The 16,448-nt window shown below is 70.6% G+C and carries 10 protein-coding genes; 5 read left to right on the top strand and 5 right to left on the bottom strand.

Annotation, left to right across the window (positions count from 1 at the left end; all coding sequences use genetic code 11):
- Positions 1-41 precede the first annotated feature (41 nt).
- The gene (locus tag FM105_RS12100) at positions 42-890 is read left to right on the top strand and encodes a PHP domain-containing protein (RefSeq protein ID WP_087008606.1); all 849 of its coding nucleotides are present in this window, start codon (positions 42-44) and stop codon (positions 888-890) included.
- A 139-nt stretch (positions 891-1,029) separates the two neighbouring features.
- Here the strand turns inward: FM105_RS12100 and FM105_RS12105 are convergent, their stop codons facing one another.
- The 3 genes from FM105_RS12105 to FM105_RS12115 all read right to left on the bottom strand — a co-directional run bounded on the left by FM105_RS12105 (position 1,030) and on the right by FM105_RS12115 (position 3,897).
- Positions 1,030-2,619, bottom strand: a complete 1,590-nt coding sequence (locus FM105_RS12105) for a DEAD/DEAH box helicase (RefSeq protein WP_087008609.1) — start codon at positions 2,617-2,619, stop codon at positions 1,030-1,032.
- A gap of 355 nt (positions 2,620-2,974) precedes the next feature.
- Positions 2,975-3,199, bottom strand: a complete 225-nt coding sequence (locus FM105_RS12110; protein WP_087008611.1) for a DUF3107 domain-containing protein — start codon at positions 3,197-3,199, stop codon at positions 2,975-2,977.
- A 41-nt stretch (positions 3,200-3,240) separates the two neighbouring features.
- Positions 3,241-3,897 (bottom strand): TetR/AcrR family transcriptional regulator, encoded by a 657-nt coding sequence (locus FM105_RS12115; protein WP_179207181.1) that lies wholly within the window; start codon positions 3,895-3,897, stop codon positions 3,241-3,243.
- 73 nt (positions 3,898-3,970) lie between these two features.
- On the opposite strand from FM105_RS12115, the gene FM105_RS12120 reads away from it, so the two are divergent.
- Positions 3,971-7,369: a UrvD/REP family ATP-dependent DNA helicase gene (locus tag FM105_RS12120; protein ID WP_179207182.1), complete on the top strand. Its 3,399-nt coding sequence runs from the start codon at positions 3,971-3,973 to the stop codon at positions 7,367-7,369.
- On the top strand, positions 7,366-11,028 hold the full coding sequence (locus FM105_RS12125) for an ATP-dependent DNA helicase (RefSeq protein ID WP_143275884.1): 3,663 nt from the start codon (positions 7,366-7,368) through the stop codon (positions 11,026-11,028). The genes FM105_RS12120 and FM105_RS12125 overlap by 4 nt, the downstream gene beginning before the upstream one ends.
- Here FM105_RS12125 and FM105_RS12130 read toward each other — a convergent pair.
- Positions 11,013-12,278 (bottom strand): phosphotransferase, encoded by a 1,266-nt coding sequence (locus FM105_RS12130; RefSeq protein WP_087008619.1) that lies wholly within the window; start codon positions 12,276-12,278, stop codon positions 11,013-11,015. The genes FM105_RS12125 and FM105_RS12130 overlap by 16 nt on opposite strands.
- A gap of 95 nt (positions 12,279-12,373) precedes the next feature.
- Between FM105_RS12130 and nudC the strand changes: the two genes are divergently transcribed.
- Together nudC and FM105_RS12140 are read left to right on the top strand one after the other, a co-directional pair.
- Positions 12,374-13,366: an NAD(+) diphosphatase gene (gene nudC, locus FM105_RS12135; RefSeq protein WP_256970378.1), complete on the top strand. Its 993-nt coding sequence runs from the start codon at positions 12,374-12,376 to the stop codon at positions 13,364-13,366.
- Positions 13,330-15,417 carry an ATP-dependent helicase gene (locus FM105_RS12140; protein WP_256970379.1) on the top strand — a complete coding sequence of 696 codons (2,088 nt, stop codon included), beginning with the start codon at positions 13,330-13,332 and terminating at the stop codon, positions 15,415-15,417. Before nudC ends, FM105_RS12140 begins: the two co-directional genes overlap by 37 nt.
- Here FM105_RS12140 and FM105_RS12145 read toward each other — a convergent pair.
- Entirely contained in the window at positions 15,356-16,282 is a 927-nt protein-coding gene (locus tag FM105_RS12145; protein ID WP_087008622.1) for a hypothetical protein, read from the bottom strand. The genes FM105_RS12140 and FM105_RS12145 overlap by 62 nt on opposite strands.
- Positions 16,283-16,448: the final 166 nt, after the last annotated feature.

Here is a 16,448-nt window from a genome sequence, read left to right on the forward strand (position 1 = left end):
GTCGGCGGTGATTCCGCGGACGGGGTCTCTACGATGGGGTCATGCGCGCTGACCTCCACACCCACACCCGCTTCTCCGACGGGACGCAGAGCCCCACCGAGCTCGTCGCGGAAGCCTCGAGTGTCGGACTGGACGTGCTCGGCCTCACCGATCACGACACGACGGCCGGCTGGAGCGAAGCGGTGCCCGCGGCGGATGAGCACGGGGTCGCCCTGCTGCGCGGCATGGAGGTCTCCTGCCGCTGGGAGGGCATCAGCGTGCACATCCTCTGCTACCTCCATGATCCTGCGGGTGCGGAGATCACCGCAGCGATCGATCAGGCGCGCGACGACCGTATCGTCCGCAGCCGGATCATGGTCGATCGCCTCTCACAGGACTTCGCGATCACCTGGGAGGACGTGCTCGAGCTCGCAGGCGCGGACGCGACGATCGGCCGCCCCCACATCGCAGACGCCCTGGTGCGCTCCGGTGTCGTCGCCGACCGCACGGAGGCCTTCGGCCGACTGCTGGCCGGCAGCGGTCCTTACTACGTCGCGCTCCCGGTCATCTCGCCGGTCGAGGCGATCGGCATGATCCACGACGCGGGCGGTGCCGCGGTGTTCGCCCACCCGCTGGCGTCGGCGCGCGGACGGGTCGTCCCGGGCTCCGGGCTGCGCGAGATCATCGCCGCGGGGCTCGACGGACTGGAGATCGACCATCGCGACAACCCGCCCGAGGGCCGCGCACGCCTGCGAGCACTGGCCGCGCAGCACGGACTGCTCACGACGGGCTCGAGCGACTATCACGGGACGGGCAAGCCCAACCGGCTGGGAGAGAACATCACGGCCCACGATCAGGTCGCGGCTCTCGTGGAGCGCACGAGCGGCACGGAGCCGATCGGACTCAGGTGAGAGGGTCCGCTGAGGGTGAGAGGGCCCGTTGAGTGCGTATGACTGAGTGACGCACTGATCCCGACCTCCTTCCGTCCCCAGCGAAGGTGCGGGTGAACGGCGGAGGTCGGGATCAGTGGGTGCCAGTCGACTGCGGGTGTCAGTCCTGTGTGGACACCGGCGCGGGCTGCTCGCTGCGGCCGGAACCGCCGCGACGGCGACGGCGCCGACGGCGGGTGCCGTTCGAGCCCTCGCCGGCCTCGGCGGTGGGTGCAGTCGCGGACGCTGACGCCTGTGCGGGAGCCTCGGCGTCCTGACCGCCGCGCGTGCGCCTGCGCGACCGGCCGCCGGACGAATCCCCGTCGCTGCGGCGACGGCCGGAGTCGCGCTCGCCCGCACCTCGGCGGTTCGAATCGCGGCCGTCCGATCCACGGCTGCCAGAGTCACGGCTGCCCGCTCCACGGCCTCCGCGGCCTTCCGAGCGGCGCGAGTCGCCGGCATCCTCGCCCGCGCTGGGCTTGCGCCGTGTCAGACGACCCTTCGTGCCCGCGGGGATGTCGAGGTCCTCGAAGAAGTGCGGCGAGGTCGAGTACGTTTCGGCAGGGCTCTCGAGACCGAGGTTCAGTGCACGGCTGATGAGGCTCCAGCGGGGCACGTCGTCCCAGTCGACGAACGTGACCGCGATGCCGGTGCGTCCCGCGCGTCCCGTACGGCCGACGCGGTGGACGTAGATCTTCTCGTCCTCGGGGCACTGGTAGTTGATGACGTGCGTGATGTCGTCGATGTCGATGCCGCGGGCGGCGACGTCGGTGGCCACCAGGACGTTGATGCGGCCCTCGCGGAACGCCGCGAGCGCCTTCTCGCGCATCTGCTGGTTGAGATCGCCGTGCAGCGCCCGCGCCTCGAAGCCGCGGTCGCGCAGCTCCTCGCCCAGGCGATCGGCCGTGCGCTTCGTGCGGGCGAAGACGATCGTCTTCCCCCGGCCCTCCGCCTGCAGCAGACGCGCGACCATCTCGGACTTGTCCATCGCGTGCGCGCGGTAGGCGAACTGGCGCGTGGTCGCATTCAGCTGCGATTCGTCGGACGGGTCATGGGCGCGGATGTGCGTGGGGCGCGACATGTACCGGCGTGCCAGTGCGATGACGGCTCCGGGCATCGTCGCGGAGAAGAGCATGGTCTGGCGGACTGCCGGAAGTGCTGCGACGATGCGCTCGACGTCCGGCAGGAACCCGAGGTCCAGCATCTCGTCCGCCTCGTCGAAGACGGCCGTGCGGATGCTGTCGAGCCGCAGCACGCGGCGACCGTAGAGGTCGAGGAGGCGGCCTGGTGTGCCGACGACGACGTCGACTCCATTGGCCAGCGCCTCGATCTGCGGCTCGAAGGCCTTGCCGCCGAAGATGGTGATGACCTCGAGGCCCGGGCGCTTCCGGCTGGCGACGACGAGGTCGCCGGCCACCTGGGTGGCGAGCTCACGGGTGGGGACGACGACGATCGCCTGCGGGGCGCGACCCTGGGGTTCGGGAGCGCCGTCCTCGCCGGGCGCCTTCGTGCGCTGGAGCAGCGGGAGGCCGAAGCCCAGCGTCTTGCCGGTTCCGGTCTTGGCCTGGCCGATGATGTCCGCGCCGCTCAGGGCGACGGGCAGGGTCATGGCCTGGATGGGGAAGGGGTGGTCGATGCCTGCGTCTGACAGGGCTTCGACGATGGGGGCTGACACGCCGAAATCGGCGAATGTCTGCTGGGTGTCGGTCACTGGTTCTCCTCACGGCGCTCCGTGCGGAGCACCTCCGGTACATGTGCGCCTCCGGCGGGTCTGAGCCGTTGTCCGGCTCCAGACGCACCGCGGGGCGGAACCGCTTCGCCGCGCACATCCGCATGATGGATGTGCGTTCCGCGAGCGGAGGGCAGCGGGTCCGGCGCACCGTGTCGATGCGGCGACATGTGCACATCGGCTGGTAGGCGAACTCTCGCCGTCAGACAGTGTGGGCGACCACACGGATCGCTCATGTGCGATCGCGGCGGACATGCCGTTCGGGCCGCTGGGCTGCCCGGTATCGATGATACACGCAGGCGGCCCAACGGCCCGATGAGGAGAACGGCGCGGTGGGTCAGGCGATGCCGAATCCCACGCGGCGCGCCTTCTCTTCTCCGACCTCGATGTATGCGAGCGCGTCGCTCGGGACGATGACCCGGCGGCCCTTGTCATCGTCGAAGGTGAGCGGTCCGCCGTCTGCCAGAGCCTTGTTCACCGCTGCGGTGACGTCATCGCGGGACTGGTCCGACTCGAGGACGATCTCGCGGTTGGTCTGGCGCATGCCGATCTTGATCTCCACTGTGCACTCCTGGTGGCGAGTTGGGTTGGTTCCCACCCAGCCTAGTCGTGCGACGGCCCGTCTGCGGGGCGGTCCGCTGAGGGCTGATTCCCGTCCGGTTCCTCACCCGCGTAGGGGAGTCCCCCGAAGCCGGTCCACAGCACGTCGCTGATGACCTCTGCGATGTTGTCGCGGTTGAGGTCGGGGTCCTCGGAGAGCGCGACGGCCGCCCCCTCGCCCATCTGCATGGCGGATCTGCCGACGACCAGCGCCTCGTTCCATGAGAGTTCAGTGCTGCGCTGCACGATGTCGCCGATCATGTGGGACATCTTCAGCCGTATGGATTGCACCACACGCAGGGCCTGCGGCTCGTAGGAATCGGCGCGGAAGAGGACGGAGAACTCGTGGGGATGATCGTCGACGAAGGCGAACAGGGCCCGCACAGTGGCCTGTATCCGGTGCTTGTTCGACCCCGGCAGCTCGATCGCCGCTGAGAGCCGCTCCGCGAGCGAATCCGCCGCCTGGTGGAGAACGACGAGATAGAGGTCGAGCTTCGATTCGAAGTGCTGGTAGAGCACGGGCTTCGAGACATCCGCGGCCTCGGCCGTCTCATCCATCGAGGCGGCGTTGTAGCCGCGTGCCGCGAAGGTCTCCATCGCAGTCGCGACCAGCTGCCGCCGCCGCTCAGCACGGGGGAGTCGTCGGGTCGCTGGTGACATGCGGGACATTCTATGTGAGGCCAGTCGCTCGCAGTACGGGAGGTGTGTCCGTGCCGCGTGGTCCAATGGGGTCATGCGCGCATCACAGGGACCCGATGAGCAGGGCGAGGCCGTGACCGGACCCCGGACGACCGGCGCTGACACGCCCGGCACGGACAAGACCGGCACTGACAGGACCGACACAGATGGAGCCGGCACATCTCGCCGCGACCATGAGTCTGCGGGCGGGAGCGTCACCGCGCACGTCGCCCGGTCAGTGGCCGAAGCGCTGGCAGCGGGTCAGTCGGCCGGCGTCGTCGGCGTTCCCGGATCGGGCCTCACTCGGACACTCGTGGAAGCCCACGCGCGGCTGCACGACGAGCACGGCCTCGCTCCTGACGACGTCCTGGTCCTCACGCCCAACCGGGCGCATGCGGACGCGCTGCGCGACAGGCTCACCGCGGGTGCGCAGGCTGTGCGCACGGGCGGTGCGGGAGCACGGAGCGTCCAGTCGTACGCATTCGGCATCGTGGCCGCGGACAGCGCCGTCAGGCTGGGGGAGCCGATGCGGTTCCTGTCCGGTGCGGACCAGGACGCGGTGCTCGCGTCGCTGCTGGACGGCTATGCGGAGGGCCGTTCCCCCGATCCCGGCTGGCCGGACGGGTTCACCCGCGAGATGACCGGGACCGTCTCCTTCCGTGACCAGCTGCGCGATGCGCTGGACCGCGTCCTGGAGCGCGGGATCGGACCCGCAGACATCGATGCGGCCGCACGACGGCGGGATCGCACGGAGTGGGGGGCCCTCGCACGGATCCTCCAGGACTATCGCGACGTCACCCGCGCCTTCAGCGGGTACGGCGGAATCGACACCTCGAGCGTCATCGCGACCGCCGTGGCGATCCTCGCCGATGAGCGCGATGCGGGCACCACCGCAGGGGGCCTCTGGTCGTTCTCCGGCGAATCGGTTCCGCGCTGCGTGCTCCTCGACGCGGCGCAGGACGTGCCGGATGCTGTGCACGACCTGCTGCAGGGGCTGCGCGCACTGGGCTGCGGTGTCGCGGTCTTCGGCAGCCCGGACTCCTCGACCCAGGGGTTCCGCGGTGCAGGGGGAGGACTGCTCAGCGCGTGGGCCGCCACGGTCCGCGCTGAGAACGCCGGCGAGGGGTTCTTCGCACTGCCCGCACGTGCGGACTCCACTCGCGGTTCCGGTGCGGTCCGCGATCTCTGCGTATCGCTCTCCCGGCGCATCTCCGCACACCTTCCGCTGGGCCACGTCCCTCCGCCGGGACCACTCGACACCCAGCCCGGGCACTCCACCGTCAGGGTCCTCGAGCACCGGTCGGCGGCCGAACGCACTCGGCACGCGGCCTCGATCATCCGCGCGTGGCATCACGATGACGGTGTGCCCTTCTCCGACGTCGCAGTCGTCGCCCGCACAGGAGGAACAGCGGTCGCCCTGCGAGCAGAGCTCGGAGCGCTGGGACTGCCCGTCGGATCGACGGACCTGCCGCTGTCCGCGGACCCCGCCACCCTCCCGCTCCTGGAACTCCTCACTGCAGACCTGGACGAGTCCGCGGCGCGCTCTGCGCTGCTGGGGCGACTGCTCAGCGGTGTCTACGGCAACATCGACGCGCTCGCACTGCGAGGTCTGCAGCGACAGGCGGTGCGGGCGATGGCGGGCCGCGACGACCAGACGGCGGACGATCCTCTGCTCAGCTGGATCGACGCAGCAGACGACGACGAGCTCCCGCCGCCGCTGGCCCGGGCGGCGAAGCTGCTGGAGCTGGGGGCCGGACTGCGGGGCACCGGTCCGCACGAAGCCCTCTGGGCACTGTGGGAGGCGACGGGAGTCGCAGAGGTCTGGCGCACTGCGGTCCTCAACGATCCGCGCTCGCCCCTGCGCGAACGACTCGATGCGGTCGTGCGCCTCTTCGCCCTGGCGACGAAGACAGAGGACACGATGGGTCTGGGTGCCTCGGCGTTCGCGGTGCGCGTCCTCGATCAGGTGTACGCCCAGGACTCGATCGGGCGCCGCGACTCCCTCGACCTCCTGACCGTCGATTCGCCGGCGGGAACCGCCCACCGGTCCTACTCGCGGGTCATCGTCGTCGACGTGGACGAAGGAGGGTGGCCCAACCCGCGCATCCGCAGGAACGCCTTCCATCCGGACGATCTCATCGAGGAGCTCGCGGATCCGGATGCGGCGTCCGTGGTCGACGCACCGGGCGAGGACGTGCGACGCAGGCGCATGAAGACGATCCGCGACGAGGCGAGCCTCTTCCTCTCCGCGGCCAGCAGGGCCCGCGACGAGCTCGTCGTGTGCGCGTTGGATGACGGGGAGACGAGCCCCAGCGCTCTCCACCACCTCTGCCGGGAGTTCGTCACCGACGCGGCGACCGGGGCGGATGACGATACGGCGGCAGAGCTGCTCTCCGACGGGTCGGCCGACTGGCTGGGATCCGACCTTCCGCCGCGACTGCGCGACGTGGTGGGCCTCGCCCGCCAGCAGATGCTGCTCGCCGATGAGCCGGACGAATGGGCACGCCTGGTCGCCGCACTCGGGGAGGCGGGGCTGCGCGAAGCGGACCCGCAGACCTGGAGCACGTGGTTCACCGTGTCATCGGATGCGCCTGCGCGCAGTCCGGAGGAGCCCGTGCGCATCCGTCCCTCGCAGGTCGAGCGCTTCGCCACGTGTCCGCTCCAGTGGTTCCTCGTGGAGAACGGCGGGACCAGCATGGACACGACCGCGGCGGCTCTGGGCACAGTCATCCACGGGATCGCTGAGAAGTTCGCAGAACCGGACCGGGCGGCGATGCTGCAGGAGTACGAGGAGACCTTCGACGAGCAGCAGATCCCCTCCGAATGGGAGCGGGAGCGGCAGCGGGAGGACGTCGAGGGGATGATCGACGTCCTCTGCGACTACCTCGCGCTGAGCCGCGACGAACTCACCGCCCTGACGGCGGCAGGCAAGAGCACCGCGGTCCTCAGGGAGGTCGCCGTCACCGCCTCGGCGCGGGAGGGCGCGATCGGCGCGCCCTGGACCGTGACGGGTCGGATCGACCGTCTCGAGGTGCTGGGCGACAGCGCACGCGTCGTCGACTTCAAGACGGGGAAGACCGTGCCGACGGCCTCGGGGATCCTCGAGGACCCCCAGCTGCTCGTCTACCAGTACGCGGTCGGTGAGGGGGCGGTCCTGGTCGACGGCGCCATCGACCCAGCGGTGTCGTCCCTGCCGTCGGCGGGAGCGCAGATCGTCGGCCTGCGTGGTTCGGCCACCAGGGTGCGGGGAGTTCCCCGGTACCTGCGCCAGCAGCCTGCGATGGAGGCCGGCGACGATGCGCACACGACGGCAGGGGACCTGATCGGCCGCGCCGCAGAGGGCATGCGAGCCGCCTCCTTCACCGCGGTGACCGGCCCGCACTGCACCTTCTGCCCCGTCAGGACGTCGTGCCCGGCCATCGCGACCACAGCACCGGAGGGAATCGACCAGTGACACAGGAGCAGAGTCCGGGATCCCCGGTCCACCAGTACTCAGCGCGGGCACTCGCCCAGCTGCTGGAGGTCGATCCGCCCACGGACGAGCAGTGCCTCATCATCGAGTCCCCCCACGATGAGTCCGCCGCGGTGATCGCCGGAGCGGGATCGGGCAAGACCGCGGTCATCTCGCTGCGCGTCGTGTGGCTCGTGGCGAACGGCCTCGTGCCGGCAGAACGCATCCTCGGACTCACGTTCACGCGGAAGGCGGTGGGTGAGCTCAACCACCGCGTGCGCGACTACCTCGCCCGCTACCGCCGGGCGATCCGGAAGCCGGGAGCGGACGGCGCCCGCGGCACCGCAGCAGCCGCAGACCACGGGTCCTCCCAGGGGGCCGCCGCGGCCGGGGCGCAGGTCGAGACCCTCCCGGGACTCGACCTGCCGACCGTCTCGACGTACAACTCGTATGCCGCTGCGCTGGTGGGCGACCATGGGATGGGCATCGGCCTGGAGGGCGATGAGGGCGTGATCGATGCCGCCGCGCGGCAGGAGCTCATCGATGGGGTCCTCGACGCGGCCACGCGCGACGACGTGCTGGGGAACCCGCGCTCGTCGATGAGTACGTGGGTCTCCGGACTGCTGTCGGAGATGGGCGATCACCTGGTTGACTTCGCCGCGATCGATGCGCATCTGGACGCCTGCCTCGACGCCCTGTGCACCTCCGATTACCTGCGGGGACTCGCGGACAAGATGTCGCGCAAGAGATCCGGCATCTACCGGGACAAGGCTGCGAAGGCCGAGTTCGTCCAGGAGGCCACGGGTCTCGCGGACGAGTATGACGCGGCGGACCGCGGCGATCGAGCAGAGATCCGCACGCGGATGCGTGCCGTCCTCGAAGCCCACGACGACAATCCTGTCCCGAAGCTGCAGGCGAAGAAGCGACTCGTCGAGCTGGCACGGAGGTACGCCGCGGCCAAGCAGGACACCGGCGGCCTGGAGTTCTCCGACCAGGTGGCGCTCGCCCACCGGATCATGACGGACAGCCCGCAGTCCCTCGCCGCGGAGCAGTCGCGCTGGGACATCGTCCTGCTGGACGAGTTCCAGGACACGTCGTATGCGCAGTTCCTCATGCTCCAGCAGATCTTCGGTCGACACACGGTCATGGCCGTCGGGGATCCCCGGCAGGCGATCTACGGGTGGCGCGGTGCCAGCGCGGACAACATCGAGTCGTTCCCGGGCGCGTTCCGCGGTCCGCACGACCGCCCCGCCCAGAAGTACGGCCTCACGATCTCGTGGCGCAACGACGCGGCCATCCTCACCGCGGCGAACAGGATCGCCGCCGGACTCCCGACGCGTGACGAGCGGGTGGGTCTGCAGCCCCGGCCGGGTGCGGGTGACGGAGCAGTCGAGGTCTCGCTCACGCACAGTGCGCTGACGGACCCGGACCGTCCGGACGAGCCCACGCAGCTGCAGGAGCTCGTGGCCTGGATCCTGCGAGTGCGCGAGCAGCTCTTCGCACGGCACGAGGAGCGCGAAGCCGCTCGCCGTGAAGCCGCGGCAGAGGCAGGACTGCGACCGGAAAGGGCCGCTCCGCTGCCCACCTTCGCTGTCCTGTGCCGCGCGCGGTCGGGATTCGGCGCGATCGCCGCGGCGCTGCAGGCCGAAGACCTGCCTGTCGACGTCGTCGGATCGCGAGGGCTCCTGGACGATCCGTTCGTCGCGGACGCACTCGCGGTCCTCGAAGCACTGGTCGACCCGGATGCGGGCGATGTCCTCATGCGGCTCCTGTCGGGCCGGACGATCCGGCTCGGCGCCGCGGATCTCACCGCGTTCTCCTCCTTCGTCCGCGCCTGTGCGGTGGAGGTCCCTGACCCGGCTGAGCACGACGGGTCCCGTCTGGAGCGGGTGAGCGCCGTCGAGGGCCTCGACGAACTCCTCAACGTCGACCCGGACGGACCGAACGCGACGTCCGACCAGGTACGCGGCATCCGGTCCCTCACAGCAGAGGGACGTCGACGGCTCATGAGCCTGGCGCGGACGCTGCGGAGGCTGCGCCACAGTGACCTCGCGCTGCCGGGTCTGGTGCGCGCGGTCATCCGTGAAGCGGGAATCGACACCGAGGTCGCCGCGCTGGCTCCCGACTACGCAGACCTCCACACACGTGCGCTGGACGGTTTCCTCTCACTGGTGTCGCGCTTCGCGGGCGAGCAGCCGGCGGGCGGGCCCTCCGACTTCCTCCGCTGGGCCCGTGTCCTCGAGGAGGCCGACGAACTCGACGATGTGCCCGTCGACCCGGTGCCCGGCGCCATCACGATCATGACGGTGCACGCGTCCAAGGGGCTCGAGTTCGACGCGGTGGCCGTGCCCTTCATGCATGACGAGGGGCTGCCGAGCAAGCGCAAGCCCAGCGACGGATGGCTGTCGCAGGGCGGGCTTCCCTATGCGCTGCGCGGTGACCGTGCGGGGCTGCCGTCCTTCGATCTGCGGACCATGGATCTGCAGGGCCCGAACGACCTGGACGCGCGGCTCACGGGCGGCGGTCCTCTCGAGACCCAGCTCGATGACCACCATCACGCCGCGGAGCGCCGGCTCGCCTACGTCGCGCTCACGCGGGCACGCGCCCACCTCTTCGTCTCCGCGTCTCGATTCACCCTCACGCGGAAGCGGCCCGTCGATGCACGGCCGTTCCTCGACGAGGTCGCGCAGGAGCTGGCGGTGGACCTGCCGGAGCTGCCCGAAGCGGACGAACTCGACGTGAGTCGCGGGGAGGAGGCCCTCTGGCCGACCCGGGATCCCGCCGAGGTTGTCGCACGACGCGCGGAGCTGCTCCGAGTGGTCAGCGCGGCGGCGGGGGAGCGGCCCACCCTCGACGACGTCGCGGAATCCGCTGCGGATCCCCTCGTGCGTGCACTCGCGCGGCGGGCGACCCAGCTGATGGCCGATGCGGAGGGCGGGAACGAGGAGAGGATCCTGCCGGCGCGCGTGTCCACGACCGCACTGGTCGGCCTGCGGGCCGACGAGGACGAGTGGTGGAAGGGCATGCGACGCCCTATGCCCGAACCTCCCAGCACGAGTGCGGACCTCGGCACGGCGTTCCACGCCTGGGTCGAACAGCACTTCGGTCAGGCCGCACTGCTCGAGATCGAACCGGAGTCCTCCGCGGTCCGCGCGATCCCCGCTCTGCGGGAGCGGCTCGAGACTCTGCGGGAGACCTTCCTCGCGTCACCGTATGCGGACAGGGCACCGGAGGCCGTCGAGCTGTCCTTCGAGCTGGTGCTCTCCAAGCACAGCGGCGGGCACGGCGGCGGGCACAGCAGCTCGCACAGCGGACCATCGGGCGATCAGGACGTGGAGCCCGACGGGGGCAGGCGTCCGTCCGCACTCCACGTCCCCGGCAAGATCGACGCCGTGTTCCGCGAGGACGACGGTGGCCTGCTGGTGGTCGACTGGAAGACGGGCAGGCTGCCGCGGGACCCCGCACGCCTCGACGCGATGGCCGTGCAGCTGGCGATGTACCGGCTGGCACTCCTGCGCATGCCGAGGTTCTCGGACGTCCCCCGCGTCGACGCGGAGTTCTACTTCGTGGGATCCGACGAGAGCTGGCGGCCGCAGTCACTGCCGGAGGAGGACGAGATCGTCACATGGATGATCGGGACGGAACGTCACCCGTCCCGCTGATCAGGGTCGCGGATGCTCCGGAGGTGCAGCTCCGACGTGTCCAGGCGCTCGGTGGAGATGCCGTCCTCGTCCACGCCGGCCTCGATGCGCGCACTGGGCAGGAACGTCTCCGTCGCAGGAGTGTCCTCACCTGTCTGAGTGCCCTCAGCAGAAGGTGCGTCATCCGTCGTAGGCGCGTCCTCAGCTGCGGTTGCGTCTTCAGCCACGGCTGCGTCGTCCGCAGCAGACGCGTCCTCATCGGCAGGCGCGTCATCCGCAGCCGCAGAGGGGGCCTCGGCGGCGGCCTCCGCAGTGGTCGGCTCCGGACCGCCGTCGGCGAGTGCAGAGGGTGCCTGCTCATGCGAGCCATCCGCATCGCCGGTGACGTCCGCGAGCGCCTCGAGGAGCTGGGCGGCGTCCTCGATCGCATCGTCGTCCTGTGCGGCGACGGCGGCCAGCAGCCATTCGAGCACGGTGATCTCCGAGTGGAAGCCGACCCGGCGGCGCAGCCCCGGATCGTCCGCACCGCGGCGGGATCTGTACGTGCGGAAGAACCTCTCGAAGTCCTCCGGGCTCAGCATGGAGGACACGGCGGCGAGGTCTGCGGCGGGATCGCCCACACGCAGGCGGGCGAGGTCGCTCATTCCGACGACCGTCTGCTCGTCCACCCAGAGTGCGTCGGGTCCCACATTCCCGTGGATCGGCACGGGGAGGAAGCGCCAGGCGGAGACGTTCTCCAGCGTCGTCTCCCAGCGGCTCAGGAGCGTCGACGGGACGCGACCGGTCGACGCGGCGGAATCGAGGTCGGCGAGCAGCCGCTCACGGGTCTCAGCCGACTCCTCGACGACGAGTCCGGCGTCCGCAATGGGACCCGGGTCGGCGGAGTGGATCGCCGCGATCGCGTTCGCGAGCGATTCGACGAGCTGCGGCCGCTCCTCGAACATCGACGTCGCCAGCGGCAGGCCCGGCATGGGGGAGGAGACCATCACCGTGACCGTGCCCTCCCGCTCCACCAGCGCGCCGTCGACGGTGCGCGATGCGACGACATGCGGGATCGTCGGGGCCGATTCCGGCAGCAGCGGCTGCAGGACCGCGGAGGCGACCCTCTCGGCCTGTGAAGCGGCCTCGCGCTCAGGGTTCGCGATGGACGCGACGTACTCCCGCTCTCCGTCCGAGACGAGCACGCGGTCCGCATCGGAACCGACGAGGCGCGTCCAGGAGCTCGGTTCGTATGCGTCGAGCATCGTGGCGACGACGGCTGTGATCCTCATCCCTGCGGTGTCCACGTCCCCCAACTTACCCGGTGCCGGCCCGCGTGAGGCTGACGGGAGCGGGTGTGTCCGCGCTCTTCGGTATCGTGACGCGTATGAAGCCACTGCCCATGCTGCCCCCCGCAAGCCTGTCGAGGACCGCCGTCAACCGGAACCACCGCCTGCGGTCAGCGGGCATCGATGCGGTGTGGCAGACGGGCCGCGCGCACGCCGTCGTCGGGCACCGGGGCAGTGTCCTCGTGTCGCGGGGCGGCCTGCACCTGCTGACCCGGGAGCAGGTGCCCGACGAGGCGCTGCTGTTCTACCTGGGCACGGACGGTGACGGCCGTCACTTCGTGGGGGCGGGCCTCCTGGACGACGGTCGCAGCGCGGTCGATGCGATGCTCAGCGCGGACCAGGCCCGGGACGCGGAGCCGTGGCTGACCGACCCGCTCAGCGGCGTCCACTCGACCGAACCCGTGTGGGCGAACCTGCGGGACGTGGGCGAAGCCCTGGACGACCGGGACGTGGCGCTCGCGACGTCGCTCATCGCCCTGAGCAACTGGCACATGACGCACACCCATTCGCCGCGCAGCGGCACGCCGACGGACATGGAGCAGTCCGGGTGGGTGCGCAGGGACCCGGACGCGGGCAGCGAGCACTTCCCCCGCACGGACCCGGCCGTGATCATGGCCGTCGTGCACACAGATGCCGCAGGAGAAGAGCACCTCCTGCTGGGCTCCAACGCGATGTGGCCCGCTGATCGCTTCTCCCTGCTGGCGGGCTTCGTCGAACCGGGGGAGACCCTGGAATCGGCCGTCATCCGCGAAGTCGAGGAGGAGGCGGGCATCGCCGTCCACTCGCCCCGCTACGTCGGCTCCCAGCCGTGGCCCTTCCCCGCCTCGCTCATGCTCGGCTTCACCGCAGAGGCGGATTCGCTGACGGCCGCACCGGACGACGACGAGATCACAGCGCTGCGCTGGTTCACCCGCCCCCAGCTGCGCGCCGCGATGGAATCGGGTGAGGTGACGGTCCCCACGACGGTGTCGATCGCAGGACAGATCCTCTATGGATGGCTCGACGGAGAAACGGCGCCGACGCCGCGATGACGGCCGACCACATCCTGCTCTCCGGACTCGATCCGGAGCAGCGCGAGGTCGCTGAGCACACGGGCGGGCCGCTGATGGTGCTCGCCGGGGCGGGGACGGGCAAGACCCGCGCCATCACCCACCGCATCGCGTACCAGGCGGCGATCGGGGCATCGGATCCGCGCCAGGTCCTCGCACTCACCTTCACGACGAAGGCGGCAGGCGAGATGCGATCGCGGCTGCGGTCCCTGGGCGTCCCCGGCGTGCAGGCGCGGACCTTCCACTCCGCCGCGCTGCGGCAGCTGCGCTACTTCTGGCCGCGGATGTCCGATGGGCCGTTCCCCGATCTCCTCCCGCAGAAGTCCACTGTCGTCGGACACGCCATGCAGACGGTGGGCATCTCCCCGGAGCGCGAGACGGTCCGCGACGTCGCGGCAGAGATCGAGCACGCCGCGGTCAGCCTGCTGGGCGTCGACGACTACGCGGAGAGGGCGGGGAGCCGTTCGCTCCCGGAAGGCGTGGACATCGACGCGATGACGCGCATCATGCACCGCTACTCCGAGCTGAAGACGGAGCGCAGGGTGCTCGACTTCGAGGACGTCCTGCTCGTCCTGGCGGGAGCCCTGGGAACGTACGAGGACGTCGCCGCCCAGGTGCACAGCCAGTACCGCAGCTTCGTCGTCGACGAGTTCCAGGACGTGAGCCCGCTCCAGTACGACCTCCTCATGCGGTGGTTGGGCAGGCGGGAGTCGCTGTGCGTCGTGGGCGACCCCGCTCAGACGATCTACACCTTCGCCGGGGCGACGGACCGCTTCCTGCGCCGTCTGCCCGTGGAGTTCCCCGGAGCGCGCGAGGTCCGACTGGTCCGGAACTACCGTTCGGCGGAACCGATCGTCGGCATGGCGAACTCCGTCCTGCGCCGGACCGGCCGCTCGCCGATCCAGCTGATCGGCACCGGGCGGACGGGCCCGCATCCGACCTTCACGGAGTTCTCCGACGACGGAGCAGAGGCGGAGGCCGTCGCCTCGCGGATCGCCGGTGAGATCGAGTCGGGACGCCGTGCATCGGACATCGCGATCCTCTTCCGCACGAACTCGCAGTCGCGGGCCTTCGAGGAGGCGCTGTCGTCACGCGGCGTCTCCTACCTCCTGCGGGGCGGGGAGCGGTTCTTCGCCCGCCGCGAGGTGAAGGAGGCGATCGCCGTGATGCGCGCGGCCTCGAACCGCGGGGGGACGGACCGTCTGGACGTGCAGGTGAAGGAGATCCTGTCCTCGGTCGGGTGGTCTCCGACGGCCCCGCAGGGGCAGGGGTCCGTCCGGGAGCGCTGGGAATCCCTGTCCGCGCTCGTCACGCTGGCAGAGGACAGCCAGGCGGAGTCGGAGCTGCCCGTCCCGCTCGCCGCCTTCATCGCAGACCTGGAGGACCGTGCGGACCACCAGTTCGCGCCCACCATCGAAGGGGTGACGCTCGCCTCCGTACACGCGGCGAAGGGCCTCGAATGGGAGAGCGTGCACCTGGTCGGCGTTTCCGAGGGGCTCATGCCGATCGGCTACGCCGACACGGCTGACGCGATCGACGAGGAGCGGCGCCTCTTCTACGTCGCTGTGACCCGTGCGCGGACCGCGCTGTCGGTCAGCTGGTCGAAGGGGCGCCGCGGCGGTGCCGGCGTCGGCAGGAGGCCGTCACGGTTCGTCGGTGAGGTGCAGGCGGGCAAGCCCGCGCGTCCGGATGCGCCCGCGCGGAAGGCGCCCGTGTCGGCACCCGTGCGCTGCCGGGTGTGCGGCACGCTGCTCACGACCCGCGCGGACAAGAACCGCGGACGCTGCGCACAGTGTCCGGCCGCCGTCGACGAACACGTCCTCGAAGCGCTCATCCACTGGCGCGGGGCGAAGTCCGCGGAACTGCGGATGCCGGTGTTCCTGGTCCTCAGCATGCCGACGGTGCGGGAGATCGCGGAGCGCGTGCCGGAGACCCTCGACGATCTGGGGCGGGTCAGCGGAGTGGGCCCCATCAAGCTCGAGCAGTTCGGACACGAGCTTCTCGGACTGGTCCGGGAGCACCGTTCGGGCTGAGCGGGATCCTGCAGTCGCAGTCCGGATGGAACGCAGCAGCCTCCTGCGTGCGCCGTCCCGTGCGCGCATCGATGCGCACGACGGGTCCGAACTCCGCGAGGCCCACGGTCGCAGCCCTCAGCATCCGTGCCGTCTCCGTCGCGGCCGCGCGCAGCAGCAGGGGGTCGATGAGCGCGTGCCGTGACCGCGCCGCGAGCTGCCGCCAGCCCGCGAACCACCCGTCATCCTCGTCCCGGGAGTGCAGAACGGTGCAGGTCGCGCACGGGGTGAGACCGGGGCGTATCGGCACGAGGTCCGCGCGCTGGTCGCCGACCCGCACGATCAGGTGGTCCGCGTCCTCCGCGAAGAGTCGCGACGAATCCCCGATGTTCGCGGTGAGCCGGCTGATGAGCACCGTCATCCGATGTTCGGCGCCGGCTTCGATCGCCTGGTCTGCGGATTCGACGACGAGCGTGTCGAATCCGGCCTCTGCGAGAGCCTCGGACACGATCCCGGGGTCATGTCCGAACACGATCACAGGGCGGCCCCTGATCGCACTCGCGGCGGCCACGGGACCCACTCCGTGCAGCGCCGCATAGGACTCCGCGAAATCGCGGACGACGGAACCGCCCGAGGCCGCCTCCGGGGGAGTGAGGACCCCCGCCTCCGTGAGGAGGTCGAGGAGCGACAGTGCGCGCGTGCGGCTCAGGCGTGCGCGGTCCGCGGCATCCAGGTAGTCGGCGGAATCGCATCCGCGGCACAGCAGGTCGATCAGTCCGAGGTCGTCCTCGGTCAGCCCATCGATGAGGACGGGGTCGTCGACGCCGAACTGGACGCTGGACGGGGTTCTGCGCACCAGCGGAACGCTTCGGTGGAACTGCAGCATGCGGGCCTCCTCGCGCTCACCCTAGGGAGTCGCGGGGCCCTGCGGAAGGGCGGAGGACGGAATGTGGATAACCCTGTGGACACAAAGCGCCGGAAGGTGGACACCACAGTGGGAACCGCCCTGACGGGGGTTCCTGCGATGCGCCTTCCGGTGCAATGCCCTCCAG

This window comes from Brevibacterium yomogidense (assembly GCF_900163715.1).
Lineage (GTDB): Bacteria > Actinomycetota > Actinomycetes > Actinomycetales > Brevibacteriaceae > Brevibacterium > Brevibacterium yomogidense_A.